This window comes from Rhizobium sp. UGM030330-04 (assembly GCF_003208455.1).
GTDB classification, from domain to species: domain Bacteria; phylum Pseudomonadota; class Alphaproteobacteria; order Rhizobiales; family Rhizobiaceae; genus Agrobacterium; species Agrobacterium rhizogenes_A.
This window is the reverse complement of sequence record NZ_QKML01000012.1, coordinates 129524-155445: the sequence shown is the minus strand read 5'-3', so window position 1 is coordinate 155445 and position 25922 is coordinate 129524. Positions and strand designations below refer to the sequence as shown.

Sequence of the window (25922 nt, the reverse complement as noted above, 5' to 3'; positions counted from 1 at the left end):
GTCTTAGTGAGACGCGTCACCGGCCAGATATTTTTCCAGCCAGTGAATATCGTAATCGCCGTTCAGAATATCCTCGTTCTGGAGAAGGTCCTGGAAAAGCGGCAGCGTGGTCTTGATGCCGTCGACGACGAACTCGTCCAGCGCCCGACGCAGGCGGCGGATGCACTCGTCACGGTCGCGGCCGTGAACGATCAGCTTGCCGATCATGCTGTCGTAATAGGGCGGGATCTTGTAGCCCTGATAGGCGCCCGAATCGACGCGCACGCCAAGACCGCCCGGCGTATGGAAATAGGTCAGCGTGCCGGGCGAGGGCACGAAGGTGCGTGGGTCCTCGGCATTGATTCGGCATTCGATGGCATGGCCATGGAACTCGATATCATCCTGCGTGACCGACAGGCCCTGGCCGGAGGCAACCCGGATCTGTTCCTGCACGAGATCCATGCCGGTGATCGCTTCCGTGACCGGATGCTCCACCTGCAGACGGGTGTTCATTTCAATGAAATAGAACTCGCCGTTTTCATAAAGGAACTCGATGGTGCCGGCGCCGCGATATTTCAGCTTGCGCATGGCGCTGGCGCAAATCTCGCCGATCTTCATGCGCTGTTCGACGGTCAGTGCCGGCGAATTGGCTTCTTCCAGCACCTTCTGGTGACGGCGCTGCAACGAGCAATCGCGCTCTCCAAGGTGAACGGCATTGCCTTCGCCATCGCCGAAAACCTGCACTTCGATATGGCGCGGTTTGCCGAGGTACTTTTCCATGTAGACGGCGTCGTTGCCGAAGGCTGCCGCCGCTTCGGAACGGGCTGTCGCAACGGCCTCTTCCAGATCGGCTTCGGTCTTCGCCACCTTCATGCCGCGACCACCGCCACCCGCCGTCGCCTTGATGAGGACCGGGAAACCGATCGTCCGGGCGATTTCAAGGGCGTTTTCAGGCTTCACTTCACCATCGGAGCCCGGAACCACGGGAATGCCGAGTTCCTGTGCCGTCTGCTTGGCGGTGATCTTGTCGCCCATGATGCGGATATGTTCGGCGGTCGGTCCGATGAAGGTGATGCCGTGCGCGTCGAGAATATCGGCGAACTTGGCATTTTCCGACAGGAAGCCGTAACCGGGGTGAACGGCGTCCGCACCGGTGATTTCGCAGGCCGCAACGATCTGGTGGATGTTGAGGTAGCTGTCACGCGAGGGCGGCGGGCCGATGCACACGCTTTCGTCGGCAAGGCGCACATGCATCGCATCCGCATCCGCCGTGGAATGTACGGCGACGGTTGGAATGCCAAGCTCCTTGGCGGCGCGCAGGACGCGTAGCGCAATCTCGCCGCGGTTGGCTATGAGGATCTTCGAAACCATGCTGAACCGCCTTTATTCGATGACCACGAGGGCTTCGCCATACTCCACGGGCTGTGCGTCGTTGACGATGATTTCCACCACCTTGCCCGACTTCGGCGCCGGAATCTGGTTCATGGTCTTCATGGCCTCGACGATGAGAAGCGTCTGGCCTTCCTTGACGGTCGCACCGACTTCGATGAAGGGGCGGGCGCCCGGGGCTGGAGACAGGTAAACCGTACCGACCATCGGCGAGGACACGGTGTTGGCCGGGTTGCGGGCCGGGCCGGCGGCCGCAGGTGCTGCCGGCGCTGCGATTGCCGGCGCAGCGACAGGAGCTGCTGCCGGTGCAGGCGCATAAGCTGCGGGAGCCGCGGCATAGACCGTGGCGGCGGGCGCGGCGCGGGAAACGCGGATACGCAGGTCGTCCTGCTCCACTTCGATTTCCGAAAGGTCGGTATCGTTGAGGATATTCGCGAGTTCGCGGATCAGTTCCTTGTCGATACCCTGTTTCTTTTCAGACATGACAAACCCTATTCTTTGTTTCTTTTTATGCCGTGATGTTTTTCAGCGCGTGAAGCGCCATGATATATCCGTATGGTCCGAAACCGCAGACCATGCCCTTCGCCGCCGGTGATACCATCGATTTGTGACGGAACTCTTCGCGGGCGTGGATGTTGGAAATGTGCACTTCCACGACAGGCGTGGAAATCGCACGGATAGCGTCGTGCAACGCGATAGAGGTATGGCTGTAAGCACCGGGATTGATGACGACGCCTGCCGCCCTCTCTCCCGCCTCATGCAACCAGTCCACGAGCACGCCTTCGTGGTTGGACTGGCGGAATTCCACTGCGAAACCGAGATCGGCACCAGCTTGAAGACAATCATTCTCGATGTCCTTCAGCGTCTTGCCACCATAGATACCCGGTTCCCTTTTTCCCAGCATGTTGAGATTGGGGCCGTTGATGACGATGATGATGTTGCTCATTCACGTTTCCATAAGAAAATCAGCGACAGCTATAGACTGCGCAGCGGTCAAGGAAAAGCCCCCGCAAGCCGTAAAGCGCCGGCTTTGCCGGCATCTCACAGGGAATGTGGGGGCTTTTTAGGCAATCAGGAGCAGGTGGCTTTTCCGCAGCTGCGCATATTGGCGATTTTTTCCTTCAGCGGGTCCGCGCCGACCGCGCCGAAAACCGCCTCGTCGCCGACGATATAGGAGGGTGTGCCGGTGATGCCGAGGCTGGTTGCCAGCTTGTAGGTTTCCTGCACCTGCTCGTCATTGGGATTTTCAGCCATCGACTTGCGGATGTCGGCTTCCTTCAAACCAAGCGAGGTGGCGACTTCCATGGCGCTGTCCTCATTCGCCCGTCCACGGCCGCCGAGCAGGGTGCGCTGGAATTCGGGGTACTTGGCCGGCGCAAGCAGCTTCACGGCGTTGGAAACGCGGTGCGCGGCGACCGATTCCGGTCCGAGGATGGGGAATTCCTTGAGGACGACCCGTACCTTCTTGTCGCTCTTCAGGATATTGTCCATGTCGCCCATGGCGCGTTTGCAATAACCGCAATTGTAGTCGAAGAACTCGACCAGCGTGACGTCGCCATCCGGATTGCCAAGCGCCAGGTCGAATTTCGATTCGAAAATGGCCTTCTTGTTGTCGGCGACGGCTTCCGCCGCCTTGGCGTTGCGCGCCGCATATTGCTTGCGTTCAAGCGCATCCTGAACCTCGAGCATGATTTCCGGGTTCTCGATCAGATATTGCTTGATGAATTCGCCCATTTCCTTCTTCTGCTGCTCGTCGAGCGCATGGGCGGGCAGGGTGGCGAATACCGTCGAAAGGGCCGTTACGCTGGCGAGAAGGGTGGAACGGAGAAAATGCGCCATATCGGTCCTCATTCTGTGCGGCCGGAGCCTCTTGAAATCTTATGAAGGCAATTACCTTACTTTAAGCCAAATGCCATACGGCAAAAATACTTGTCCGCATTATGGTCGCATGATTGTGAAGATTGTGATTCTGCGGCAAGTCTCTGAAATACGGTTCAGGAAAGAGCATGCCCTTGATTACGATGTCGAAGCGGAGCGCAGTCGAACCCTTTCACGCCATGGACATCCTGGCGGAAGCGAATCGGCGCAGGCAGGCGGGCCGCCCTGTCATTTCCATGGCGGTCGGCCAGCCCTCCCATCCCGCGCCGAAAGCCTCGCTGGAAGCGGCCGAGGCTGCGCTGAAGCACGGGCGGATCGGTTACACCGACGCGCTGGGCCTGTGTGAGCTGCGTGAGGCGATCGCCGGTCATTATCGACTGCGCCACCAGGTCTCCATCGATCCGGCCCGCATCGCCGTGACCACGGGCTCGTCTGCGGCCTTCAATCTCGCCTTCTTGAGCCTTTTCGATGCCGGCGATCATGTCGCCATCGCAAGGCCCGGCTACCCGGCCTATCGCAATATTCTGAAGGCTCTCGGCCTCAATGTCGTGGAAGTGCCGGTCACGGCCGAAACCGGCTACACGCTGACGCCGGCAAGTCTGGAGCGGGCGGAAACGAAAGCCGGCTGCAAGCTGAAGGGCGTGCTTTTGGCAAGCCCCGCCAATCCGACCGGCACCGTCACCGGCCGCGAGGCGCTGAAGCGGCTGGCGAGCTATTGCGAAAGCCGCGACATGGCCTTCATTTCCGACGAGATCTATCACGGCCTCACCTTTGTCGGCGAAGAGACGAGCGCGCTCGAAATCACCGACAATGCCGTGATCATCAACTCCTTCTCCAAATATTATTGCATGACCGGCTGGCGCATCGGCTGGATGGTACTGCCCGAAAATCTGGTCCGTCCGGTCGAGTGTCTGGCCCAGAGCCTTTATATTTCGGCACCCGAACTGTCGCAGCTTGCGGCAACCGCGGCCTTTTCGGCGGCGGAGGAGCTGGATGTCTACAGGGAGAGCTATCGCACCAACCGCGATTTCCTGATGGCGCGTCTGCCCGAAATCGGCCTGCCGCTGGCATCTCCCATGGATGGGGCTTTTTACGCCTATGTCGATACCAGCCGTTTTTCCAACGACAGCATGGACTTTGCCAGGCGCATGCTGGCGGAAATCGACGTGGCGGCGACACCGGGCATGGATTTCGATCCCGAGGAAGGCCACCGGGCGCTGCGCATTTCCTATGCGGGATCGGTGTCCGACATTGCCGAGGCGGTGGGGCGTATTGCGGGCTGGCTGAAATAAGCCGGGATCATCCGCTCAGGGAAATCAGGTAAGGGAAATCAGGCGGGCGTGCAGCCGAAGGTGCTGTTGAACGCCTTTTCACCCTTTGTCGTGAAGGTCAGCACACGGCCGTTTCCGCGCCGCAGCCAGTCGCGCTGCTGCATGGCTTCGAGAAGCGATGCGCCAAGCCCGCCGCCGAGGTGATGGCGGCGTTCGCTCCAGTCCAGGCAATGCAGGCAGACCGGGCGACGGGCTTTTTCAAGCGGCGAAAGGTCTATGCCGAAGTTCGAGAAGAAGTCGCGTCCGCTCTCCGTTAGGGCAGGATCATCCCCTAACGTCACGAGCCCCTTTGCGGTGATGGCGGCAAGCAGCGCCACGCCGCTTTCCCCGGCCAGATGGTCGTAGCAGATGCGCGCTTCGCGCAGCGCCTTGTCCTTCGGTCCCGTGCGGACGCGGACTGCGCCCGTGCGCTGGGCAAGGCCCATCAAGGCTTCCAGAACCTGCGCCACATCCTCGTCGGAAAGACGGAAATAACGGTGGCGCCCCTGTTTCTCCGCTTTCAGGAGCTGCGCGTCCGAGAGTTTGGACAGGTGCCCGCTGGCGGTCTGCAACGTCACACCGGCGGCCTCCGCAAGCTCGCTTGCGGTCAGCGCACGTCCATCCATCAGCGCCGTCAATATGTTGGCGCGGGCAGGGTCGCCGATCAGCGCGGCGACATTGGCGATCAGGGGTCCGTCTTTCATGCTTCGATGATAACCGAAGCATTGATGCAAGGCAATGGCGTAGAAAGGAGTGGCAGAACACGAGGAGACCAACGATGCTGACCTGTTTCATTCGTTATGAGATCGACCCTTTCAAGGTCGATGCCTTCGAACGATATGCCCGCACATGGGGTGAGGCGATCCCGCGCTGCGGCGCCGATCTGATCGGTTATTACGCGCCGAAGGAGGGATCGAGCACCATTGCTTATGGCGTCTACAATATCGAGAGCCTTGCGGCTTACGAAGCCTACAGGGCAAGGCTCGCAGCCGATCCGGCCGGGCGCGAAAACTATGAATTCGCCCGCCGCGAGCAGTTCATCCGTCGCGAGGACCGATTGTTCCTGTGTCTCGCCTCCGCGCCGCACGCCGGAGGCGGGCAATGATCGCCGTTATCTTCGAGGTCTGGCCGGCTGAGGGCGAGAAACAGCATTATCTCGATATCGCGGCCGGCCTGCGGACCGAACTTGAAACCATCGATGGTTTCCTGTCTGTCGAAAGGTTTCAGAGCATCAGCAACCCGGACAAGATGCTCTCTCTGTCATTCTTCCGGGATGAAGAGGCGGTGAGGGCGTGGCGCAACACCCTGCCGCATCGCGCCGCGCAGTCGCTGGGCCGGGCAGGTGTCTTTTCCGACTACCGGTTGCGTATTGCGCAGGTGATCCGCGACTATGGCCTGGAGGAACGGGAGGAAGCGCCAGCCGACAGCCGGAAAACCCATGCCGCGGAGGGGCGTGGGTCAGGCTGACATTTCAGCATCAGTTTTTCTGTATGCCGCTGCAAGGCTTTCTGGTTCGAACTCGTCTTTGAAACCCGTTATAGATGAGACAGTTTACGGATGAGGGGCCGCCATACGGCGGTCCGCAGGATTGGAAATGGAGAAGAGCGATGTCGGCGGAAAAAGTGGCGATTGTAACGGCTGGTGGCAGCGGCATGGGTGCTGCTGTGGCGAAACGTCTGGCTGCGGATGGTTACAGGCTCGCGATCCTGTCTTCCTCCGGCAAGGGGGAGGCGCTGGCGCAGGAGCTGGGCGGCATCGGCGTCACGGGCTCCAATCAGTCCAATGACGACCTCAGCCGGCTGGCCGATCTGACGCTCGAAAAATTCGGGCGCATCGACGTGCTCGTCAATAGTGCCGGCCATGGCCCGCGCGCCTCCATTCTCGATATTACCGACGAGCAATGGCACACGGGCCTCGACGTCTACCTCATGAACGTCATCCGCCCGACACGCATCGTCGCCCCCGTCATGGTGAAACAGAAGGCGGGCGCCATCGTCAACATCTCCACCGCCTGGGCTTTCGAGCCGAGCAGCATGTTCCCGACATCGGCCGTGTTTCGAGCCGGCCTTGCCTCCTACACCAAGATTTTCGCCGATACCTATGCGGCCGACAATGTGCGCATGAACAATGTGCTGCCAGGCTGGATCGACAGCCTGCCGGCGACGGAGGAACGTCGGGAGAGCGTGCCGATGCAGCGTTACGGGAAAAGCGAGGAGATTGCCGCCACCGTGGCATTTCTTGCTTCGGAAGGTGCGGGTTACATTACCGGCCAGAACATCCGCGTCGATGGCGGACTGACGCGGTCCGTCTGAGGGGCGGAATATCGACCCGCAAGACGAAGCGAGATTTCAGACAAAAAAGCCCGCAACATGGTTGCGGGCTTTTTGTTTCAGTCTCTTCTATCAGAAGAAGCCTTTGCGCTGCCACCAGCCGCCCTTGCGCGGCTTCGGCTCGTCGCCGTCGGGGTTTGCGGACGAACCGGAAGAGGTGACGACCGGTTCCGAACTGGAGACATTGCTGCCCCGGTTCGCGCGGGTCTTTTCTTCCGTTGCCGGTGCCTCTGTTTCAGGCGCCAGATCAGCCGAGGCTTCACCAACCTCTTCGATGGCGACATCGACGACGGTTGCTTCAACGACGGCCGGCTCGATGATCACCGGCTCGACCGTTTCGACGGTTTCAGCCTTCGGCGCTTCTTCGGCTTCGGTCTTGGCTTTCGCCTTGCGGGTACGGCGCGGCTTTTTCGGCGCTTCTTCCGCGACGACGTCGGCAACCACATCTTCCACCACTTCGGCGGCGGCAGGTTCTTCCGCTACGGGTGCTGCGACGGAAACCTCTTCGCCTTCCGTCTCGCCGTCGTCGCCAGCCTCGGCTTCGGCAGCGTCGAGAGCTTCGTCGCGGTTGCGGCGGCCGCCACGCTTGCCGCGGCGACGGCGCTTGCGCTTGCCGTCTTCGTCGGAGTTTGCGGCTTCGTTCACGCCGTTTTCGTCGGCATCACCATCGGCTTCGGCGCTGTCGTCGTCACCTTCGGCATCGTCAGCGTCATCGCCGGCCTGTGCGTCAAGCGCACCGTTCTGGTCGTTCTGTCCGCCCTTGCCGCGGCGGCGGCGACGGCGCTTGCGCTTGCGCTTGCCTTCTTCGCCGTTCTCGCCCTGCTGCTGGCGCGGCTCGGAGGCCTGTGCCTTGACGATTTCTTCCTCTTCCTCGTCCTCTTCGGCCTCGATGACGATATCGTCTTCCTCTTCCGCGAAGTTCGGCAGCATCTGGATGAGGCTTTCGATCTTCACCGGATTTTCGACCGCTTCGCCACGATCGATGGCGAAGTGCTGGGCGCCGACGCCGGAATCGGCGGCGATGATGATCGACACGCCAAAGCGGCCTTCATAATCGACAATCGTGCCGCGCTTGTGGTTGAGGAGGTAGAGCGCCGTTTCCGGCGTGGTACGCACCGTGATATTGTGGGTGGTGTTGCGCAGCAGATATTCCTCGATGCCGCGCAGAACATGCAGCGCGATGGAGGATTCCGAGCGCACATGGCCCGTGCCGCCGCAATGCTGGCAGACCTGGGTGGTCGATTCCAGTACCGAAGCGCGGATGCGCTGGCGCGACATTTCCAAAAGGCCGAAATGCGAGATGCGGCCGACCTGGATGCGGGCACGGTCGTTCTTCAGGCAATCCTTGAGCTTCTTCTCGACAGCGCGGTTGTTGCGCTTTTCTTCCATGTCGATGAAGTCGATCACGACAAGACCGGCAAGGTCGCGCAGGCGCAGCTGGCGCGCCACTTCTTCCGCGGCTTCCAGGTTCGTCGTCAGCGCGGTTTCCTCGATGGAATGCTCGCGCGTCGAGCGGCCGGAGTTGACGTCGATCGAAACCAGCGCTTCCGTCTGGTTGATGATGAGGTAACCGCCGGATTTCAGCGTCACCTGCGGCTGCAGCATGCGGTCGAGCTGGGCTTCGATGCCGGAGCGCGAGAAGATCGGGTGAATGTCGCGGTAAGGCTGAACCACCTTGGCATGGCTCGGCATCAGCATCTTCATGAAGTCTTTCGCTTCACGATAGCCTTCTTCGCCGGAAACGATGATCTCGCCGATATCCTTGTTATAGAGATCGCGGATCGAACGCTTGATCAGCGAGCCTTCCTCGTAAACGAGGCAGGGAGCCGTGGAATTCAGCGTCAGCGTGCGGACGTTTTCCCACAGGCGCATCAGATATTCGAAGTCGCGCTTGATTTCGACGCGGGTGCGGTTGGCGCCGGCGGTGCGCAGGATGACGCCCATGCCCTGTGGCACTTCCAGGTCGCGCGCGATTTCCTTCAGGCGCTTGCGGTCGGCCGGCTGGGTGATCTTGCGGGAAATGCCGCCGCCGCGCGCCGTATTCGGCATCAGCACGGAATAACGGCCGGCAAGCGACAGATAGGTGGTAAGTGCGGCACCCTTGTTGCCACGCTCTTCCTTGGCGACCTGTACCAGAAGGATCTGGCGGCGCTTGATGACTTCCTGAATGCGATACTGCTTGCGCGGCTTGCGGGCGACGCGATCGGGAACCTCTTCCATGGCGTCTTCGGCGCCAACGGATTCAATGACTTCCTTTTCGTGATGATCGTCATCATCGTCGTCGTCATCATCGTCGTTGCCGCGGCGAAGGCCTTCGACTTCCTCGGAAATCGTATCGGTATCGACCATGGCGGCCATTTCGCCGCCGGTGCTGCCGTCTTCTTCGGAAGAAGCTTCAGCGGCCTCGGCTGCTGCGGCTTCCTCTTCCGCCGTCTTCTTCTTGGCGCGGGGGCGGCGGGTGCGCTTCTTCGGCTTTTCTTCCTCGGCGGGCGCTTCTTCCGCAACCGTCTCGACGGCTGCAACCGCAGCCTCCTCGGAAATCTCCTCGGCGGCAGGGGCGGCCTCTTCCGTCACCACGACGTCCGTGGCTTCGCTTGCCGCAACGATGCCGATATCGGGCTGCTCCACTTGCGAAAGGTCGATGGCCGGTACACCGGGTTCTGGCGCATCAGCCGATTCGAAATCGTCGCTGCGGCGGTGATCCTCGGCTTCGGCTTTCAGCAGGGCCTGACGGTCGGCAAGCGGGATCTGGTAATAGTCGGGATGGATTTCCGCAAAAGCGAGAAAGCCGTGGCGGTTTCCACCGTAATCGACGAAGGCCGCCTGAAGGGAAGGCTCAACGCGCGTGACCTTGGCAAGGTAGATATTGCCGCGGATCTGCTTTTTGTGCTCCGATTCAAAATCGAATTCTTCGATCCGGTTCCCACGGACAACGACTACGCGTGTCTCCTCTTCGTGGGAGGCGTCGATAAGCATTTTGTCTGCCATGTAAGCTGTGCTCCTCGGCGCAGCCTTGTTTTATACGAGAACAGGCCCGCCATAGGGACGGGCCTTTCATATGAGTGCAAGGATGTGCCGGAAATGAAGTCTCCTGCCGGGCGTCTGTAAACTGGCAGCATCCGGACCGACGGCGAGGCGCTTGGCCTGCTCCTGGTATCCGGTTCATGTGAAAACTGCTGCGACATCATTGGCCAGGCGGAACGACAATAATATATAGACCCCTTGGGGTCCGATGAATTTGCTCTCCTCAGAGCGGCGGTGGCAGCGCCACCGGGGTAGGTCTCCGGCCACGGCCGGAATTGATCCAGTTTCAGGATAAATGTAACGACGGCAGATGATTGCCCGATTTGCAGCGCCAGCGTCTTTTTCGATTGGCAGCCGGCGGGCATCTATCCCGTCAACACTTTTAACCCTCATTCGTGTTGTATGTTTTCTCTGTCATAATAGCAATAGGCTGGCTAAATATGCCATATTGTTGGTGGAATTTCCGGGTTAACAATTGGTTCACCAACGCCTGCGATTGTGGGGCGCAAACGCGCAAACAAACGTCCGGCGTGGTCGAAACGGTGCCGTTACCGGTGCTTTTCCGCCCCATTTATCGAAAATGACTGAAATACGGAATTTCTTGAAGACCATGAATTTCACGCGCAGCGCAGCGATATTCGGTGGGGCAGGGTCGCTTGGCGCGCGAATCGCGCGGCTTGCAGGCGCCCTTGCATTTTCCGTCGCGGCCCATGTCTCCGTCATCCCCGCAGCTCATGCCACCGGGCCGCTTGTCGCCCAGGAGGCGCGCATCATCGGCGACGAGGCACGAACGCGCATCGTTCTCGATTTTGCCGAGGAGCCGGAGTTCGATGTTCATTACCTCGATTCGCCGGCGCGCATCGTCGTGGATTTCCCGGCGGTCAATTTTGCCTTTCCCGCGTCCGACCTCAAGCCGACAGGCCTCTTTTCGGATATACGCTTCGGCGGCATGGGGCAAAACAGCGCCCGTATCGTTTTAACGGCGAAAAAACCGGTGCAGGTGGCGATCGCCGAAACGAGGCAGGGTGAAGACGGCGCCTCTTTCCGTTTCGTGCTTGATACCGAAATCACCACCAAGGCAAAATTCGCGGAACTGGTGAAGGACCAGCAATGGCAGGCGCCCGCCCCGGTGACCACAGCCGCGATCACGCCTGACGACAAGACATCGCGGCCGGCGGAATTCGTCATCGCCGTCGATGCCGGCCATGGCGGCATCGACGCCGGCGCCACCGGCGGCACGACGGGTACGGAAGAAAAGGTCATTACGCTGATGTTCGCGAAGGAACTCGCGGAACGGCTGAACAGGGAGCCCGGCATAAAAGCGTTCCTGACGCGTGATTCCGATACGTTCCTCGCCTTGTCGGAACGGGTGACCATCGCCCGCCAGAACAACGCCAATCTCTTTATATCGCTGCATGCCGATACGCTGAAGCAGAAGGGCATCCGGGGCGCCACCGTTTATACACTGTCTGACCGCGCATCGGACCGGCAGGCGCAGGAGCTGGCGGAACGCGAAAACAAGTCCGACCAGATCGCCGGTGTGGCGGCCTCCAGCGAACCGCCGGAAGTCGCCGATATCCTGCTTGATTTCACCCGCCGCGAAACCCAGGCTTTTTCGGTGACGCTGGCCGAAAACATCGTCTCTTCCTTCGAAGGGCAGGTCGGCCTCATCAATAATCCGCATCGTTACGCCGGTTTCATGGTGCTGCGTGCGCATGACGTGCCATCGGTGCTGCTGGAACTGGGTTTCCTGTCGAATGCGGAAGATGAAAAACTGCTTCTCGATGCCGAATGGCGCAAGAAGGTCGCCGACACGCTGGCAACCGCAGTGGGACGATACCGGGCCAAGGCCATGGCAAACGGCGGTTGAGCGCCCCGCACGGCACGGCGATGTTGGTGGTGATGTTGTTGCCGCCGTGCCGCTAAGGTCCAAAAAGCTGTTCAATTCTTGGGTCTTGCGGATGATTAAGGGTGCAAAGCCCTATTTTACTCACATTCGCCGCGTTACTCGGAAAGCGGATTCGGTGGCGATCCGCAAAACGGTGGAAACGCGATTTGCGGCGGTTGGTCCGGTAACATATCGGAGAATGCTGCCCGATCCGGCTTGTCATCGAAGGTATGGTGTGCAAAACGGCACGCGATATGCAAGGATGCGCCCGTATATCGTCGGGCGTTGATGGTTACGATTCGAATTATCGGTAGCTTGGTATGATCAGACTGATTGGATATTTTTTCGGCTTGGCCAGCGTGCTCTTCCTGTGCGCCGCCGCCGCCGGTGCGATTTATTTGCACGGCGTGACGAAGGACCTGCCGGATTACGCAGTTCTGAGCACCTATGAACCGCCGGTGACGACCCGCGTGCACGCCGGCAACGGCGCGCTGATGGCGGAATACGCCCATGAAAAGCGTCTGTTCCTGCCGATCCAGGCCATTCCCGACCGGGTGAAGGCGGCCTTCCTTTCGGCGGAAGACAAGAATTTCTACAATCACCCGGGCGTTGATATCTTCGGTCTTGGCCGCGCCATTCTCGTCAATATCCAGAACTTTGGCTCGGGCCGTCGTCCGGTCGGCGCTTCCACCATCACCCAGCAGGTGGCGAAGAACTTCCTTCTGACCAACGACCAGACAATCGACCGCAAGCTCAAGGAAGCCATTCTCTCCTTCCGCATTGAGCAGACCTATTCCAAGGACAAGATTCTCGAACTTTATCTCAACGAGATTTTCTTCGGCCTGAATTCCTACGGCATCGCCGGTGCGGCGCTCACCTATTTCAACAAGTCGGTGACGGAACTGACGATCGCCGAGACCGCCTATCTCGCATCGCTGCCCAAGGGGCCGGCCAACTACCACCCGATCCGCCGTGAAAAGGCTGCTCTCGAGCGCCGCAACTGGGTGATCGACCGCATGGCCGAAAATGGCTATATCACCGTGGACGACGCGACGGATGCCAAGAAGCAGCCGCTCGGCGTCAATCTGCGTCGCGGTGGCGCCCATATTTTCGCATCCGATTATTTCGCCGAGGAAGTCCGACGCCAGATCGTTGAAAAATACGGTGAGGAAGCGCTTCTCGAAGGTGGACTTTCGGTCCGCACCTCGTTCGATCCGCAGATCCAGATGGAGGCGCGCAAGGCCCTCCAGGACGGTCTGATACAATATGATGAACGTCGCGGTTTCCGCGGACCCGTCGAACAGATCGATACGACGGGCGACTGGACGGCGGCGCTCGCCAAGGTCAAGGGGTTGCGCGACGTTCCGGAGTGGAAAATCGCCGTGGTCCTCGCCGTTGCTGCCGATGGCGTCGATATCGGCGTGCAGGCGGATACGGAAACGGAAGAGGGCGACAAGCGCACCCGCGGCCACATCTCCGCAGAAAACATGCGCTGGGCCTATCGCGACGCGACGGGCAAGAAAGCGACGGCCAAGTCGCCGGTCGGCGTTCTGGCCGCCGGTGACGTCATCTATGCGCAGCCGCTTGCCAATTCCGGCAATGAATACCGCCTGCGCCAGCCGCCGAAAGTGCAGGGCGGCATGGTCGTGATGGACCCGCATACCGGCCGCGTTCTGGCCATGGTCGGCGGTTTCTCCTATGCGCAGTCGGAATTCAACCGGTCCACGCAGGCGATGCGCCAGCCGGGCTCCTCGTTCAAGCCATTCATCTACGCGGCGGCGCTCGACAATGGTTACACGCCGGCATCGGTCATTCTCGACGCGCCGATCGAGGTGGTTTCCGGCGGCCAGGTCTGGAAGCCGCAGAATTACGGCGGGGGTTCCGCCGGTCCGTCCACCCTGCGTCTCGGCATCGAAAAGTCCCGTAACCTCATGACCGTGCGTCTCGCGCAGGACATGGGCATGAATCTGGTGGCGGAATATGCCGAGCGCTTCGGCATCTATGACAAGATGCCGCCGCTTCTGTCCATGTCGCTCGGTTCCGGTGAAACCACCGTCATGCGCATGGTTTCCGCCTATTCGGTCATCGCCAATGGCGGCAAGCAGATCAAGCCGACCCTGATCGACCGCATTCAGGACCGTTACGGCAAGACGATCTTCCGCCATGAGGAGCGCGCCTGCGAAGGCTGCAATGCGACGAGCTGGCAGAACCAGGACGAGCCCGTCATCGTCGACAATCGCGAACAGGTTCTCGACCCGATGACCGCCTATCAGACGACGTCCATGCTGGAAGGTGTCGTGCAACGCGGCACGGCGGCGGGCAAGATCAAGGTCGATCTGCCGGTTGCCGGCAAGACAGGCACCACCAACGATGAAAAGGATGCCTGGTTCGTCGGTTACACGCCGGACATGGTCGCCGGCCTCTATATCGGCTTCGATTCGCCTGCGCCGCTGGGTCGCGGCGGTACCGGCGGTTCGCTATCCGCGCCGATCTTCGGCGAGTTCATCGCCGATGCGGCAAAGCACATGGAGCCGAGCAAGTTCATCGTGCCTGCCGGCATGAACTTCGTCGCCGTCAACCGCAAGACCGGCATGGCGGCGGTCGAGGGTGAGCCTGACACCATCATGGAAGCCTTCAAGCCCGGCACCGGCCCGGCCGACAGCTTCTCCGTCATCGGCGCGGAAAACTACATGTCGCAGGAAGACATTCTGAAAACCTCGCCGCAGGCGCAGCAGGCCATCACCGGCGGTGGCGGCGGTCTTTATTGATCGCAAGTTCCGGAATCATCGGGGGGCGCGGGTCTTTACATCCGCGCCCCCCGCATTTATTTGAGCAACGAGTTTCAATGAAGGTGAAGAACCAGCGAAATGCGCAATGAAATCGTGAACGTAGTCGACGAAATCAAGCAGGCCATAAGCCTGCTGAGGAGGCATCTTTGACTGGGACCAGGCGATAAGACGACTGGACTGGTTGAATAACAAGGCAGAGGACCCGACCCTCTGGAACGATGCCACCGAGGCCCAGAAGCTGATGCGCGAGCGCCAGCAGCTGGATGACAGCATCAATGGCGTCAAGGCGCTGGAGCAGCAGCTCAAGGACAATATCGAGCTGATCGAACTCGGCGAGATGGAAGGTGACGACGAGATCGTCAAGGATGCCGAAGACGCCCTGAAGGCGTTGAAGAGCGAGGCGAACCGCCGTCAGGTGGAGGCCATGCTGTCAGGCGAAGCCGATACCAATGATACCTATCTCGAAGTGCATTCGGGCGCAGGCGGTACCGAAAGCCAGGACTGGGCGAACATGCTGCTGCGCATGTATACCCGCTGGGCGGACCGCGAAGGCTTCAAGGTCGAAGTGCTCGAAGTGCATGATGGCGAAGAAGCCGGCATCAAGTCTGCGACGATCCTCGTCAAGGGCCACAATGCCTTTGGCTGGCTGAAGACGGAATCGGGCGTGCACCGCCTCGTTCGTATTTCGCCCTATGACAGCAATGCGCGTCGCCACACATCGTTCTCTTCCGTCTGGGTTTACCCTGTCGTCGACGATTCGATTCAGATCGATATCAACGAGAGCGATTGCCGCATCGATACCTATCGTTCGTCCGGCGCGGGCGGCCAGCACGTCAACACCACGGATTCGGCCGTGCGTATCACGCATATTCCGACCGGTATCGCCGTTGCCTGCCAGCAGGAACGGTCGCAGCACAAGAACCGCGCCAAGGCGTGGGACATGCTGCGCGCCCGCCTCTATGAAGTGGAGCTGCAGAAGCGGGAAGATGCGGCAAACGCCCAGGCCGCATCCAAGACCGATATCGGCTGGGGTCACCAGATCCGTTCTTACGTTCTGCAGCCCTACCAGTTGGTCAAGGACCTGCGCACGGGCGTGGAAAGCACCGCGCCCGGCAACGTGCTGGACGGTGACCTGAACGAATTCATGGAAGCCGCTCTCGCCCATCGCATCAGCGGTGGCGCGGACGTGGAAGTCGCGGATATCGACTGAGACGCTTACGCGTCGATCGGGAAATTGCCCCTCGCAAGCCGATTGCGAGGGGTTTTTCGTTGGAGGACAGGCATGAAACAGGTGCTCTACATCGTCGACGTCCAGCCGAGCTTCAACCCGCCGTCTGCGCTGGTTGAGGAGATATCCGCGCTCGCCCTGACCATGCCGAGCATCGCCACCGTCGAGCGTCATGATGAGAGCGTAACGCCCTTCGAGCGGCAACTGGGCTGGAAGCCGGGCAGGGATGACATGTCGCTCGTCGCGGCGGACCACATCTTCATCAAGCATGGTTATGCCCCGCCAAAGGCAGCAATGGACCATCTGCTGTCCCTCAGGCCTGACAGGGTGCTGGTCTGCGGTATTCAGGCCGATACCTGCGTGCTGGCGGCCGGCTTTGCCCTGTTCGACGCGGGGCTGCATCCCACGTTGCTGCCATGGCTGACGGTCGGTTCCAGCCTCGACCGCAGCGGTGAACTCGGCGCAAGATTATGGAAACACCATTTCGGCGCGGTTCTGGCCGGGCCGCATGAGCTCACCGTTTAGAAGTATTTCCAGGAAAAGTGGAGCCCGGTTTCCCATGCGGAAATGCGTGAGAACAAGGGGTTGGTACGTTTTCCAGATGCAGGGAAAAGCGAAAACGCTCCGGCGTCAGTTCGAGGCTTTTTCGATCTTCATCTCGCCAAGCTCGTCGATCAGGATCGTCCAGCTTTCGGCTTCCTTGGCCATCGGGTCCGTTTTCAGATAGACGGTGACGAACAGACCGGGTGAATCCGATGCGCCATTCGAGCTTTCGGGACGAATATCCGTGACATAGGATTTCATCTGGTTGAACTCGTCCAGCTCGACATTCTCGAGGAGATTTGGTCCATCCGCCGTAAAGGCGATGCGCTGCAGGTAAATCTTGGCCGTCCCGTCGCCCTGGCGGATTGCGATCACCTTGTAATAACCGCGCGTGGGCGATGCCGGCGGCGGCCGCAGCTGGCCGTCAGTGCCTTCCCGTGGCTCCAGGTTCCTGTCTTCCCACATGCCGCTGCTGACAACGAATATCGCGGAGACAGGCAGTGTGTCGATCGCCGCTGTCTGTGCCCGTGCGGGAAGCACGGCGGTGGCGAAAATGAGGGCGGCGAGGATCGATTTTCTAGGTTGCATGGCCGTTACGAATGGTTGGCTTCAATTGTTGAACTGCTCGGCGAGAACCCGGTCGGACCATGAACGGTCCGGGTCCGAGAGAATTCGCGCTGTCCTGTCCTGCGATTGTGCGATTCGAACATGACGAACGGATTTCACCTCCGTATGGTCGGCCACGGCGTTCACCGGGCGTTTGTCCCGTTCCAGAACATGAATGTCGACAGTCACCTTATTCGGCAAAAGCGCGCCACGCCAGCGCCGTGGCCGAAATGCGCTGACGGGGGTGAGCGCGAGAAGCGGCGATTCCAGCGGCAGGATGGGCCCGTGGGCGGAAAAGTTGTAGGCTGTTGACCCTGCCGGTGTCGCCACCATCATGCCGTCGCAGATCAGTTCCTCCAGCCGCACCTTGCCATCCACCTCGACACGCAGTTTGGCGGCCTGGTGCGATTGCCGGAAGAGGCTGACCTCGTTCATGGCAAGGGCGGTAAACTCGTCGCCATCGGAATCCGTCGTCGTCATGCGCAGGGGATGAAAATCATTGCCGCTCGCCACCGCGATGCGTTCGAGCAGGCCTTCCACCCGGTAATCATTCATCAGAAAGCCGACCGAGCCGCGGTTCATGCCATAGACCCGCTTGCCGGAATTCATCGTCTCGTTGAGGATCTGCAGCATGAACCCGTCGCCGCCGAGCGCGACGATCACTTCCGCCTCTTCGAACGGCGTATCGCCATAAACGCGTTTCAGTTCTTCCAGCGCCGTCTGCGCCTCCTCGGTGGTGGAGGCGACGAAGGACAGTGAACAGTTAGATTGCGACATCCGCTTCCCTCGACAACGGCGCAGGCGCAGAAGGCCCGCAGACGATGCTGTAACCTGTTGAAGCGGCTTGCAATCTTGAAACGTTGAAGAAAACGCCGGGATCACGAGCCGCAAGACGCATCCTTGGTACATGAAGACGGCGCCACGCGACAAGGCCTTTCGGGTAGCGAGGCGTTCCCCTGCCGCGCCATTACGCCACGCCGTTCCACAGCTTCTTGATTTCCGGCCCCTGACAAGGGTTGCGATGCGGGGCGGCGTGATGCAGTTTGCGCAGGGCAGGCCGAATGATGAATGGCAGGAGACGGATGTGCTGCTGAACTACAATATCTACGATGTCTTTACCGAGACGAAAATGGCGGGAAATCCGCTCGCGGTCATGTATGACGCTGACGATCTCGATCAGGCGACGATGCAGGCGATCGCAAGGGAAATGAACCTTTCCGAGACCGTCTTCATCAACCGTTCGGGCAACCCGGCCCACGCTGCCTCGCTGCGCATCTTCACCCCATCAGGTGAACTGCCTTTCGCGGGGCATCCGACCGTCGGCGCCGCCGTCGCCATTGCTGAGCGCAACCGCAAGGATGGCGATGACGATGTCGACATGGTCTGCGTGCTCGAAGAGAAGGTGGGTCCCGTCCGCTGCGCGGTGAAGATGCGTGCCGGCGCGGTCAGCTTCGCCGAGTTCGACCTGCCACGCAAATCGTCCCGCGTCGAGCTGCCGCTCGACCACGCCGCTCTTGCCGATGCGCTGGGCGTCAGCGAGGGGCATCTTGGCTTTGAAAATCACGTGCCGTCGATCTGGACGGCCGGCGTGCCGTTCCTGATGGTGCCGATGCACAATATCGCCACGGTTCGTGACATGGATTTCGACGCCAATCTGTGGCTGAGAACCGCGCCGCTGGTCGAAGGACTGCTGACGGCCGCCTATATCTACTGTCGCGGCGGCCTCAATCACGCGGCGAAATTCCATGCCCGCATGTTCTCCCCGGAAATGGGAATTGCGGAAGATCCCGCCACCGGCTCCGCCGCCGCTGCTCTTTCCGGCGCCATCCACCATTTCGACGGTCTGACGGACGGCCACCATCCGCTCCTGATAGAGCAGGGCGTTGAAATGGAAAGACCGTCCCACATCCACCTGCGCATGGACATCAAGGACAATGAAATCGCCCGCGCCCGCATTGGCGGCCACGCGATACGCGTCGCATCGGGTACGTTCGAGATTTGAGGTGAGCGTGACGGAATAAGTTCGCGTCGTTGAACAGCGACGCAACAGCCCGAAAGCTAAAGAAAAACCCCGGCCTTGACCGGGGTTTTATCATTTCAGCGCAATTCAGTTCAGTTGAACCGCCCCGCCGCATGGGCAAGCATCGTATAGACCTTGCCGGTATCGGAGGTGAGGTAGGACTGGGTGACGCTCCGGTCGCGGTCCGTGCGGGCCACGTCTGCCAGCAGCTTTTCGAAATCGGTGATGTAGCGATCCACGGCGGTGCGGAATTCCGCTTCCCGCTCGTATTTGCGCTTGATCTCGTCAAACGTCGTCTGGCCCTTCAGCGTGTAGAGGCGACGGGTGAAGACGTCGCGCTCGCCGCGCTGGTAACGGCGCCACAGTTCCACCGAGGCGTCGTGGTCGATGGCACGGGCGATGTCGACCGAGAGCGAATTCAGCGATTCCACCATGTGCCGCGGGTTGCGGGTGTCGGCCGCACGGGTCGGCTGCTGTTCGGCGCTGGTGCGGGGAGCGGAAGCGGCAGAGGCCTCCTGACCGTCACGCGAGGCGCCGCGCAGCAGATCGCTGATCCAGCCACCGCCTTCTTCGCGACGTCCGGCAGGGTTGGCTGCAACCGGCTGAGCGGGTGCGGGCGCCTGACGGTTTTCGGTCTGCCGGTTTTCGACCTGGCGGTTTTCAAGCGGCAGGGAACCGCGCAATGCGGCCGGCGCGGGGGCAGGCTGCGGCTGCGCCGGGCGCTGCTGCACCGGAGCGGCTGCTGCCGGCTGCGGACGCGTCTCGACACGGCGCTCGGCTGCCGGCTGGGTAGCGGCGATGGCGCGGGCGACCGGTTCGGACACTTCCATCTGGTGGGCCGAACGGCCGACGAGCTGGGAAATATCCTGCAACGCCTTGATCTGCTCGGAAACGGCGCGACGCATGGCGGCAGCACTTTCCTTGGCTTCTTCCGGCAGGTCGAAGGCGCCACGTTTCAGTTCGGCGCGGGTTGCATCCAGTTCACGGCGGATATCGTGGCTGGAGCGGCGGATTTCGTCCGTCGCGCCGGCAAAGCGGCTGACGGCTTCCTCGACGGCCTGACGCAGCGTCTCCTTGAGGTTGGCGGCGGCGGCGTTGGATTTCTCCGAGGCGCTGCCCAGCAGGTTGTCGACCTCGGAAAGCGAGGACTCGACACCGCCGCGCAGGCGGCTGACCAGCTCGTCGGAATATTTCTGCGCGTCGGTCAGCGTGCTTTCAATCGAGCGGCTGGCATCCTGACCGGCAGAGAGCAGGGCGCCCCGCATGGTCTGTGCCGCCGAGCGGGCGCGCTGTTCGGTCTCATCGAGCGAACGGCCGATATCGGAGAAGGACGCCTGCAGATTGTCACGCAGATTGCCGGCAACGTTCTGCGAACGCTCCTCGGCCTCGTTGAGCGTGGTTTCCACCACACCGATGACGTTGCGCATGGCGCTTTCGATTTCCTCGGACCGCTTGACAAGGCCAACCGACAGGCTGCGCAGGGCGTCCTGACGTTCTTCCAGCGTGCCGACGAGGCTCGACTGGGCCGCATTGAGCAGTTCGGACGCCTGGCTCAGCACCTTCGAGTGTTCTTCGAAGCGACCGACGATGCCGGCAACCTGTGCCAGCGTCTGGCCGGAAATATTCGACAGGCGGTCGATCTTTCCTTCGAGCAGGCGGCTGGAGCTGGACACCATGTCGGCGGCCTGCGAAGCGCTATCGGAGAAGCGGGTCGCAGATGCATTCAGCGCTTCGTCGGCCGAACCGAATTCCTGCGCGGCCCGCTCCACGGCGGCGTTGAAGTTGGTCGCCGACTGCTCGACGATCTCGGCCATGCTGTTATGGGTCTGCGACAGCATATCCGTGCTCTGGCGGGTGGCGGCAACCAGCTTGTTGGCCGCATCGCTGCCCGAGCGGGCATATTTCTCGATACCCTGTTCGACGGCATCCGCCATGGCGGTATGCGTCTGCGACAGCATGTCGGTGCTCTGGCGGGTGGCCGCAACCAGCTTGCTGGCCGCATCCGTGCCGGCATTGGCGTAGTCGCTGATCGCCTGTTCGACCATGCCGACCATGCCGCTGTTGCTCTGCGACAGGAGATCTGCGCTTTGCTGGGCGGCGGAAACGATCTTTTCGGCGGCTTCGCGGCCGATGTTGGCATATTCGTCGACGACGGGCTTGGCCTTTTCCTCGATCAGGCGCGACAGTTCGGCAGAACGGCTGGCCAGCATCGAGTTGAGTTCGCGGGTGCGGTTGTCCAGCGCCGAGCGGATGGATTCACCGCGTGCGTCGAGGGCGGATTCGACACCCGTGAGCGTCTCGGAGATGACGCCAACCTGCGAACGGACGACGGCTTCAGCCTCGGCAACCTTGTTGACGATGATGTTGCCCGCTTCGGAGAAGGTCTGGGCGACGGCTGCGGCCTGGCCGGAAAGGCGTGTCTGCGCATCCGAGATGCGGGTGACGATCTCGCCGGAACGCTCCTCGATGGCCTTGGTGAAGGCCTCGTTCTGAGCCTGGACCTGTTCGGCAAATTCCGAGCCGGATTTGGCAAGCAGGGCAGAGGAGCGAACCGCTTCATCGCCAATGCTCTGGGTGGCGGATGTGACCGCGCCGCGCAGGCTGACAGCGAGATCGCTTGCCTTGCCTTCAATGGTGCGGTTGACGTTTTCGAGACCGATCGTCAGCGCCCGGTCCATGGTGCCGAGGCGTTCGTCGATACGGGCCGTACCGGTATCGAAGGTTTCGGCCAGACGGCTGGTACGGTTTTCGAACGTGTCCGCGACACGCGCGGTCTGCTCGTCCAGAATGCCGGTGATGCGCTCGGCTGCCTCATCGCTGGTGCGGGCAAACACAGCCGTCTTGTCTTCCAGCGCTTCGGCAAAGCGGCGGCCGGCATCTTCGATCGATGTGTTTACATTGGCCAGATCGCCGCCGACGCGTGCCTGCAGCGTATCGAGCGAAGTTTCGATACGGGCGCCGGTCTCGTCGAGACGGGTGGTGACATTGCCAATGGAAGTTTCGATTTTCGAGGACAGGGCATCCGTCGCACCGCCGATTTCGCGGGCGGCTTCACCGATCTTGACGGCGATGTCGCCGGCGCTGTTGCGAAGGCGCTCCTCCAGCGTCGCGGCACTTCCGTCGATTGCCTTCTGCAGCGTGTCCTGCTGGGTTTCGAGCGACAGTTCGAGCATGCTGGCGCTGGAGGCGACAGTGGTGCCGATCATCATCGCCTGCTCGGACAGCATATCGCCCATCTGGGTCGTGGCGGAGCTGAGCGTTGCGGCAAGATCCGCCTGGCGCTGGTCGAGTGCGGTGCGGATATCCTCGTGCGATTGCGACAGGTTGCTCTCGAGACGCGAGACGCCTTCTTCCACCGTCTGCGCAAAACGGGTGCTGCCGTCTTCAACGACGTTTTCGATGCGGTTGGCCGCGCCCGAGACGCTCTGCTCGATCAGGCCGCTATTGCGCTCCAGCGAGCCGGCGATGCGTTCCGCCTGCGAGCCGAGCATGGTTTCCAGCCGCTCGTGACCGCTGGCAAGAGCGTTTTCAAGCGTGAAGGCGGTGGCTTCGAGACGCTGGCCGACGCCGGCGGCTGCAAGCGAAAGCGACGATGCCCTGGCATCCATCGCCTCGGCGATCCGCTCTTCGACACCGGAAATTGTCATGTCGAGCGCCATGGTGCGGCTGTCGAGTGCCTCTGCGATGCGTTCTTCCGCACCGGAGACGATGCCGGAAAGGGCGGCCGTACGGCTGTCCAGTGCGCCGGCAATCCGGTCCTCGACGCCGGAAACGGCGCTGTGCAGGGCGGCCGTACGGCCATCGAGAATATCGGCGATCTTTTCCTCGACACCGGAGAAGCTCATGTCGAGCGCCAGCGTGCGGCTGTCGAGCACGTCGGTGATCCGCTCTTCCGCGCCGGAAACGACGGTCTTCAGCGAATCGGTGCGGCTGTCGAGTGCGCCGGCGATACGGGTCTCGGCGCCTGCCACCAGCTCGCCAAGGGCTGCGGTGCGCGTGTCGAGCGCTTCGGTGATTTTTTCCTCTGCGCCGGAAAATGCCATGTCGAGCGCCATGGTACGGCTGTCGAGCGCATCGGCGATGCGTTCTTCCGCACCGGAGACCACGGCGTTGAGGGCGGCGGTACGGCCATCGAGCGTTTCCGCGATCCGGGTCTCGGCACCGGCGACAACGTCGCCGAAGGTGGCCGTGCGGCTGTCGAGCGCGCCGGCGATCTTCTCTTCGGCACCGGCAACAATGCCGGTGAGGGCGGAGGTGCGGTTGTCGAGCGTTTCCGAAAGCCGTTCCTCGACATTGGCGAAGGTCATGTCGAGCGACAGGGTGCGGCTGTCCATGGTGTCGGCGATCCGCTCCTCGACACCGGAAATCGCGCTGGAAAGAGCAGCGGTGCGGCCGTCGAGCGTATCGGCGATACGGCTCTCCGCGCCGGAGACGACATCGTGCAGGGCGGCCGTGCGGCTTTCCAGCGTGTCTGAAATACGGTCCTCGATGCCGGAAACCGCGCCGGTGATGGCGGCGGCCCGGGTCTCGAGCGTTTCGGCAAGGCGGCGCTCGACATCGGCAACGACGGTGTTGATTGCGGCGGCACGTTCGTCAAGCATCGCGGCAAGACGCTCGGCCGTGCCGGAGACCGAACCGGTAATCGCCATCGAACGGCTGGCGAGAGCCTCGTCGAAACGGTTCTGGCTGGCAGAGAGCGCACCGAACAGGGCGTTGCTGCGTTCCGCCAGCACGGCGTCGATCTTCTCGTGCGAGGTGGTGAAGGCGTCGGTGATTTCGGCGGTGCGCTGGCCGATCGCGTCGCTGAAGGCGCGGGTACGGCTTTCAAGCGCGCTTTCCAGCATTTCCTGACCTGTGCCCAGCGCGGTTGCGAGCGCCAGCGACTGGTCGGTCATGGTGCTGCCGATACGCTCCAGGCCAGCGTTCAGCATTGTATCAAGCGCTTCGGAGCCGCCGGCAACGGTTTCGTTGATGCGGGCGAGGCTTTCCATCAGCTTGCTGTCGAGGCTGCCGGCGCGCTGGTCGAAGGCGCTGGCGAATTCCGCCACATGCTCGTCGAAGGCCGAGTTGACCTGGCCGACGGTCGCCTGCAGCCGCTCTTCGTAAAGGCCGGAGCGAAGATCGAGATCCATGATCGCATCGTCTGCCGTGCTCTGCAGGCTCTGGCGGAAGGAGAGGCCTTTTTCCTCAAGCGTCGTGGACAATTTGTCGAGAACGGTATCCAGCGAACCGCCGATGATCTGCTGGCCGCGATCGATGTTGCGGTTGAGTTCGAGCGTGCGCGTGGACAGCGTCTCGTTGAGCTGACGGGTGCGTTCCTCAAGCGCGCTGTTGAGGCTTTCGACACCGCTGTCGAGCGTCGAGGCGTGGATCGCGAAGCGTTCGAGCAGCACTTCACCGCGCTCGTCCAGCGTCGAGGTGAGGTTGTGCAGGCGCATGTCGAATTCGTTGGAAATCGTCGTGCCGGAGGAATTCAGGGCCTGAAGCAGATTTTCGGTCTTGGCGGCGATCAGGCTGCCCATCGCTTCGGTGGAGGCGCGCGATTTTTCCAGCAGCGCGGCCGAGCGGGTGTCGATCATCGAGGCGAAAGCTTCACCTGTCGTGGCGATCCGCATGGAAAGCTCTTCGCCGACGATGGACAATTCTTCCTTGATCTGTTCCTGCGCGCCGACGATGGAGGAGCGGATGCGCTCCGCGTGGTTGACGATGGCGTCACGCTCCGCGGTCAGTTCCTGCACGAGGCTGCGCACGCGCAATTCATTGTCGGCATAGCTGCGCTCAAGCGCGTTGACTTCGGAATGAACCAGCGTTTCGAGTTCCGTCGCGCGGGCAATGGTGCGCTCGATGCCGTCATTCATGGCCGAAACTTCGCGGCGAACCGCCTGGCCGACGGACATGATGCGGTCGGAGGCAACGGTTTCGGGCTCTGCCAGGCGAAGGGCGACTTCGGCCATCGACCGGGCGGCGTTGCGCAGGTCGCGGGCGCGCGCCATCATGATCGCGAAGGCGAAGAACAGCATGACGGGGACGAGGATGCCGACGACGATCGCCATCAGGCCGGGAATTGCCGTGAGATCGGCAAGCGAGCCGATGTTCCAGAGGGCGTTGCCGTAAAGAAGATGCGCGACGCCAAGGCCGCCAAGCGCCCAGATCACCGACATGATCGTCGCATTTCTGATCGCGCCGCCGATGGAGCCGCCCTCGAGTGATTTCAGGATCACGGCCGGGCTGCGCTTGGAGCCGTCATTGGCCGCTTCCAGATTGGGCGATCGGGGCGCCTGTTCGGCAGGCGCACGCGCGGCGGCCTCGGGAGCAGGGGTCTGTCTGCTTGCTTCCTTCAATCTGGCCTCCGGCTGCTTTGGCGCTGCGGTTTTCCGCGATTCCGGCTTTTCTTCGAAAGCGCCGAGCTGCAGGGCGTCTTCCAACGCCTGAAATGCAGTCTCGTCGACAGAGTCGCTGATCTTGTTATTCGCCATGCGGTTACGCCTCGTTACACATACGCCCGGCTTCATGCCGTTGACCACTTGCGACCCGCAAGCGGACTGCCGCCATCATGCCAGCAGAACCTTGTCCCCGTAAAAGGGACGAATTCCGCCACTTACCAAATCCCGAATTGCTGGTGATCCAGCTTTCGGGCGAAATTACATCACTGTGCCGTAATAACAAAGCTTGTGCTTAAGCCCTGCGGGAACGGCAGTACCGTAGTGACACATTTAGGTGTTCGAAACAATTAATGCGGATTTGCGGCGGTCGCGAAGTGTCGGCTTTTTAACAGTTTTTAAACCTGAGTTTCACGCTGAACGCCTTGTTTCGCATAAGTTTAACATAAATTAACCATAGCAGAAGATTTTCGCCCGCGTCACGCCGTAATTTAAGCCGATAGCACCGGTTTGAATGCCTGAATACGACACAGATGTGACACGAAACAGGAAACGGCG

At 61.2% G+C, this 25922-nt stretch carries 18 protein-coding genes; 9 read left to right on the top strand and 9 right to left on the bottom strand.

Annotated features, from left to right (window positions below; all coding sequences use genetic code 11):
* Positions 1-3: 3 nt before the first annotated feature.
* The 4 genes from accC to N434_RS18755 form a co-directional block, all read right to left on the bottom strand.
* Positions 4-1350, bottom strand: coding sequence for an acetyl-CoA carboxylase biotin carboxylase subunit (accC, locus tag N434_RS18770; RefSeq protein WP_003521459.1), 1347 nt, complete (start codon positions 1348-1350; stop codon positions 4-6).
* A gap of 12 nt (positions 1351-1362) precedes the next feature.
* Positions 1363-1851, bottom strand: a complete 489-nt coding sequence (accB, locus tag N434_RS18765) for an acetyl-CoA carboxylase biotin carboxyl carrier protein (RefSeq protein WP_065115475.1) — start codon at positions 1849-1851, stop codon at positions 1363-1365.
* Between the two features lie 25 nt (positions 1852-1876).
* Complete coding sequence (gene aroQ / locus N434_RS18760) at positions 1877-2314, bottom strand: type II 3-dehydroquinate dehydratase (protein ID WP_020012378.1); 438 nt, start codon at positions 2312-2314, stop codon at positions 1877-1879.
* 125 nt (positions 2315-2439) lie between these two features.
* Positions 2440-3207 (bottom strand): DsbA family protein, encoded by a 768-nt coding sequence (locus N434_RS18755; RefSeq protein ID WP_110759847.1) that lies wholly within the window; start codon positions 3205-3207, stop codon positions 2440-2442.
* A gap of 173 nt (positions 3208-3380) precedes the next feature.
* Here N434_RS18755 and N434_RS18750 point away from each other — a divergent pair, with 173 nt between their 5' ends.
* Positions 3381-4538 carry a pyridoxal phosphate-dependent aminotransferase gene (locus N434_RS18750; RefSeq protein WP_181424019.1) on the top strand — a complete coding sequence of 386 codons (1158 nt, stop codon included), beginning with the start codon at positions 3381-3383 and terminating at the stop codon, positions 4536-4538.
* A gap of 38 nt (positions 4539-4576) precedes the next feature.
* Here N434_RS18750 and N434_RS18745 read toward each other — a convergent pair whose 3' ends face one another.
* Positions 4577-5260 (bottom strand): ArsR/SmtB family transcription factor, encoded by a 684-nt coding sequence (locus N434_RS18745; RefSeq protein ID WP_110759845.1) that lies wholly within the window; start codon positions 5258-5260, stop codon positions 4577-4579.
* Positions 5261-5334: 74 nt separating this feature from the next.
* Here N434_RS18745 and N434_RS18740 point away from each other — a divergent pair, with 74 nt between their 5' ends.
* The 3 genes from N434_RS18740 to N434_RS18730 all read left to right on the top strand — a co-directional run bounded on the left by N434_RS18740 (position 5335) and on the right by N434_RS18730 (position 6868).
* Positions 5335-5661 carry an NIPSNAP family protein gene (locus tag N434_RS18740; protein ID WP_110759844.1) on the top strand — a complete coding sequence of 109 codons (327 nt, stop codon included), beginning with the start codon at positions 5335-5337 and terminating at the stop codon, positions 5659-5661.
* Positions 5658-6023, top strand: a complete 366-nt coding sequence (locus N434_RS18735) for an antibiotic biosynthesis monooxygenase family protein (RefSeq protein WP_110759842.1) — start codon at positions 5658-5660, stop codon at positions 6021-6023. The genes N434_RS18740 and N434_RS18735 overlap by 4 nt, the downstream gene beginning before the upstream one ends.
* Positions 6024-6163: 140 nt before the next feature.
* On the top strand, positions 6164-6868 hold the full coding sequence (locus N434_RS18730; protein WP_110759841.1) for an SDR family oxidoreductase: 705 nt from the start codon (positions 6164-6166) through the stop codon (positions 6866-6868).
* A gap of 90 nt (positions 6869-6958) precedes the next feature.
* On the opposite strand, the gene N434_RS18725 is transcribed toward N434_RS18730, so the two are convergent.
* Positions 6959-9874: an Rne/Rng family ribonuclease gene (locus tag N434_RS18725; RefSeq protein WP_110759840.1), complete on the bottom strand. Its 2916-nt coding sequence runs from the start codon at positions 9872-9874 to the stop codon at positions 6959-6961.
* 646 nt (positions 9875-10520) lie between these two features.
* On the opposite strand from N434_RS18725, the gene N434_RS18715 reads away from it, so the two are divergent.
* The 4 genes from N434_RS18715 to N434_RS18700 all read left to right on the top strand — a co-directional run bounded on the left by N434_RS18715 (position 10521) and on the right by N434_RS18700 (position 16340).
* Positions 10521-11780, top strand: a complete 1260-nt coding sequence (locus N434_RS18715; protein WP_065115482.1) for an N-acetylmuramoyl-L-alanine amidase — start codon at positions 10521-10523, stop codon at positions 11778-11780.
* A gap of 338 nt (positions 11781-12118) precedes the next feature.
* Positions 12119-14566: a penicillin-binding protein 1A gene (locus N434_RS18710; protein WP_065115483.1), complete on the top strand. Its 2448-nt coding sequence runs from the start codon at positions 12119-12121 to the stop codon at positions 14564-14566.
* A gap of 99 nt (positions 14567-14665) precedes the next feature.
* A protein-coding gene (gene prfB, locus N434_RS18705; protein WP_181424014.1) for a peptide chain release factor 2 occupies positions 14666-15797 on the top strand; the annotation gives its coding sequence in 2 pieces (ribosomal slippage) (positions 14666-14734 and positions 14736-15797; 1131 coding nt in all).
* A 72-nt stretch (positions 15798-15869) separates the two neighbouring features.
* Positions 15870-16340: a cysteine hydrolase family protein gene (locus tag N434_RS18700; RefSeq protein WP_110759838.1), complete on the top strand. Its 471-nt coding sequence runs from the start codon at positions 15870-15872 to the stop codon at positions 16338-16340.
* Between the two features lie 105 nt (positions 16341-16445).
* On the opposite strand, the gene N434_RS18695 is transcribed toward N434_RS18700, so the two are convergent.
* The gene (locus N434_RS18695; protein ID WP_110759836.1) at positions 16446-16946 is read right to left on the bottom strand and encodes a hypothetical protein; all 501 of its coding nucleotides are present in this window, start codon (positions 16944-16946) and stop codon (positions 16446-16448) included.
* Positions 16947-16967: 21 nt separating this feature from the next.
* The gene (locus N434_RS18690; RefSeq protein ID WP_065115486.1) at positions 16968-17741 is read right to left on the bottom strand and encodes an NAD kinase; all 774 of its coding nucleotides are present in this window, start codon (positions 17739-17741) and stop codon (positions 16968-16970) included.
* Between the two features lie 307 nt (positions 17742-18048).
* Between N434_RS18690 and N434_RS18685 the strand changes: the two genes are divergently transcribed.
* Positions 18049-18966 (top strand): PhzF family phenazine biosynthesis isomerase, encoded by a 918-nt coding sequence (locus N434_RS18685; RefSeq protein ID WP_110759891.1) that lies wholly within the window; start codon positions 18049-18051, stop codon positions 18964-18966.
* Positions 18967-19076: 110 nt separating this feature from the next.
* Here the strand turns inward: N434_RS18685 and N434_RS18680 are convergent, their stop codons facing one another.
* Entirely contained in the window at positions 19077-25460 is a 6384-nt protein-coding gene (locus tag N434_RS18680) for an apolipoprotein A-IV repeat region-like domain-containing protein (RefSeq protein WP_110759835.1), read from the bottom strand.
* Positions 25461-25922: the final 462 nt, after the last annotated feature.

Excerpts from the sequence above, each read along its gene's own strand:
- accC (WP_003521459.1), bottom strand. The coding sequence starts at position 1,350 with ATGGTTTCGAAGATCCTCATAGCCAACCGCGGCGAGATTGCGCTACGC.
- accB (WP_065115475.1), bottom strand. The coding sequence starts at position 1,851 with ATGTCTGAAAAGAAACAGGGTATCGACAAGGAACTGATCCGCGAACTC.
- aroQ (WP_020012378.1), bottom strand. The coding sequence starts at position 2,314 with ATGAGCAACATCATCATCGTCATCAACGGCCCCAATCTCAACATGCTG.
- N434_RS18755 (WP_110759847.1), bottom strand. The coding sequence starts at position 3,207 with ATGGCGCATTTTCTCCGTTCCACCCTTCTCGCCAGCGTAACGGCCCTT.
- N434_RS18745 (WP_110759845.1), bottom strand. The coding sequence starts at position 5,260 with ATGAAAGACGGACCCCTGATCGCCAATGTCGCCGCGCTGATCGGCGAC.
- N434_RS18740 (WP_110759844.1), top strand. The coding sequence starts at position 5,335 with ATGCTGACCTGTTTCATTCGTTATGAGATCGACCCTTTCAAGGTCGAT.
- N434_RS18735 (WP_110759842.1), top strand. The coding sequence starts at position 5,658 with ATGATCGCCGTTATCTTCGAGGTCTGGCCGGCTGAGGGCGAGAAACAG.
- N434_RS18730 (WP_110759841.1), top strand. The coding sequence starts at position 6,164 with ATGTCGGCGGAAAAAGTGGCGATTGTAACGGCTGGTGGCAGCGGCATG.
- N434_RS18725 (WP_110759840.1), bottom strand. The coding sequence starts at position 9,874 with ATGGCAGACAAAATGCTTATCGACGCCTCCCACGAAGAGGAGACACGC.
- N434_RS18715 (WP_065115482.1), top strand. The coding sequence starts at position 10,521 with ATGAATTTCACGCGCAGCGCAGCGATATTCGGTGGGGCAGGGTCGCTT.
- N434_RS18710 (WP_065115483.1), top strand. The coding sequence starts at position 12,119 with ATGATCAGACTGATTGGATATTTTTTCGGCTTGGCCAGCGTGCTCTTC.
- N434_RS18700 (WP_110759838.1), top strand. The coding sequence starts at position 15,870 with ATGAAACAGGTGCTCTACATCGTCGACGTCCAGCCGAGCTTCAACCCG.
- N434_RS18695 (WP_110759836.1), bottom strand. The coding sequence starts at position 16,946 with ATGCAACCTAGAAAATCGATCCTCGCCGCCCTCATTTTCGCCACCGCC.
- N434_RS18690 (WP_065115486.1), bottom strand. The coding sequence starts at position 17,741 with ATGTCGCAATCTAACTGTTCACTGTCCTTCGTCGCCTCCACCACCGAG.
- N434_RS18680 (WP_110759835.1), bottom strand. The coding sequence starts at position 25,460 with ATGGCGAATAACAAGATCAGCGACTCTGTCGACGAGACTGCATTTCAG.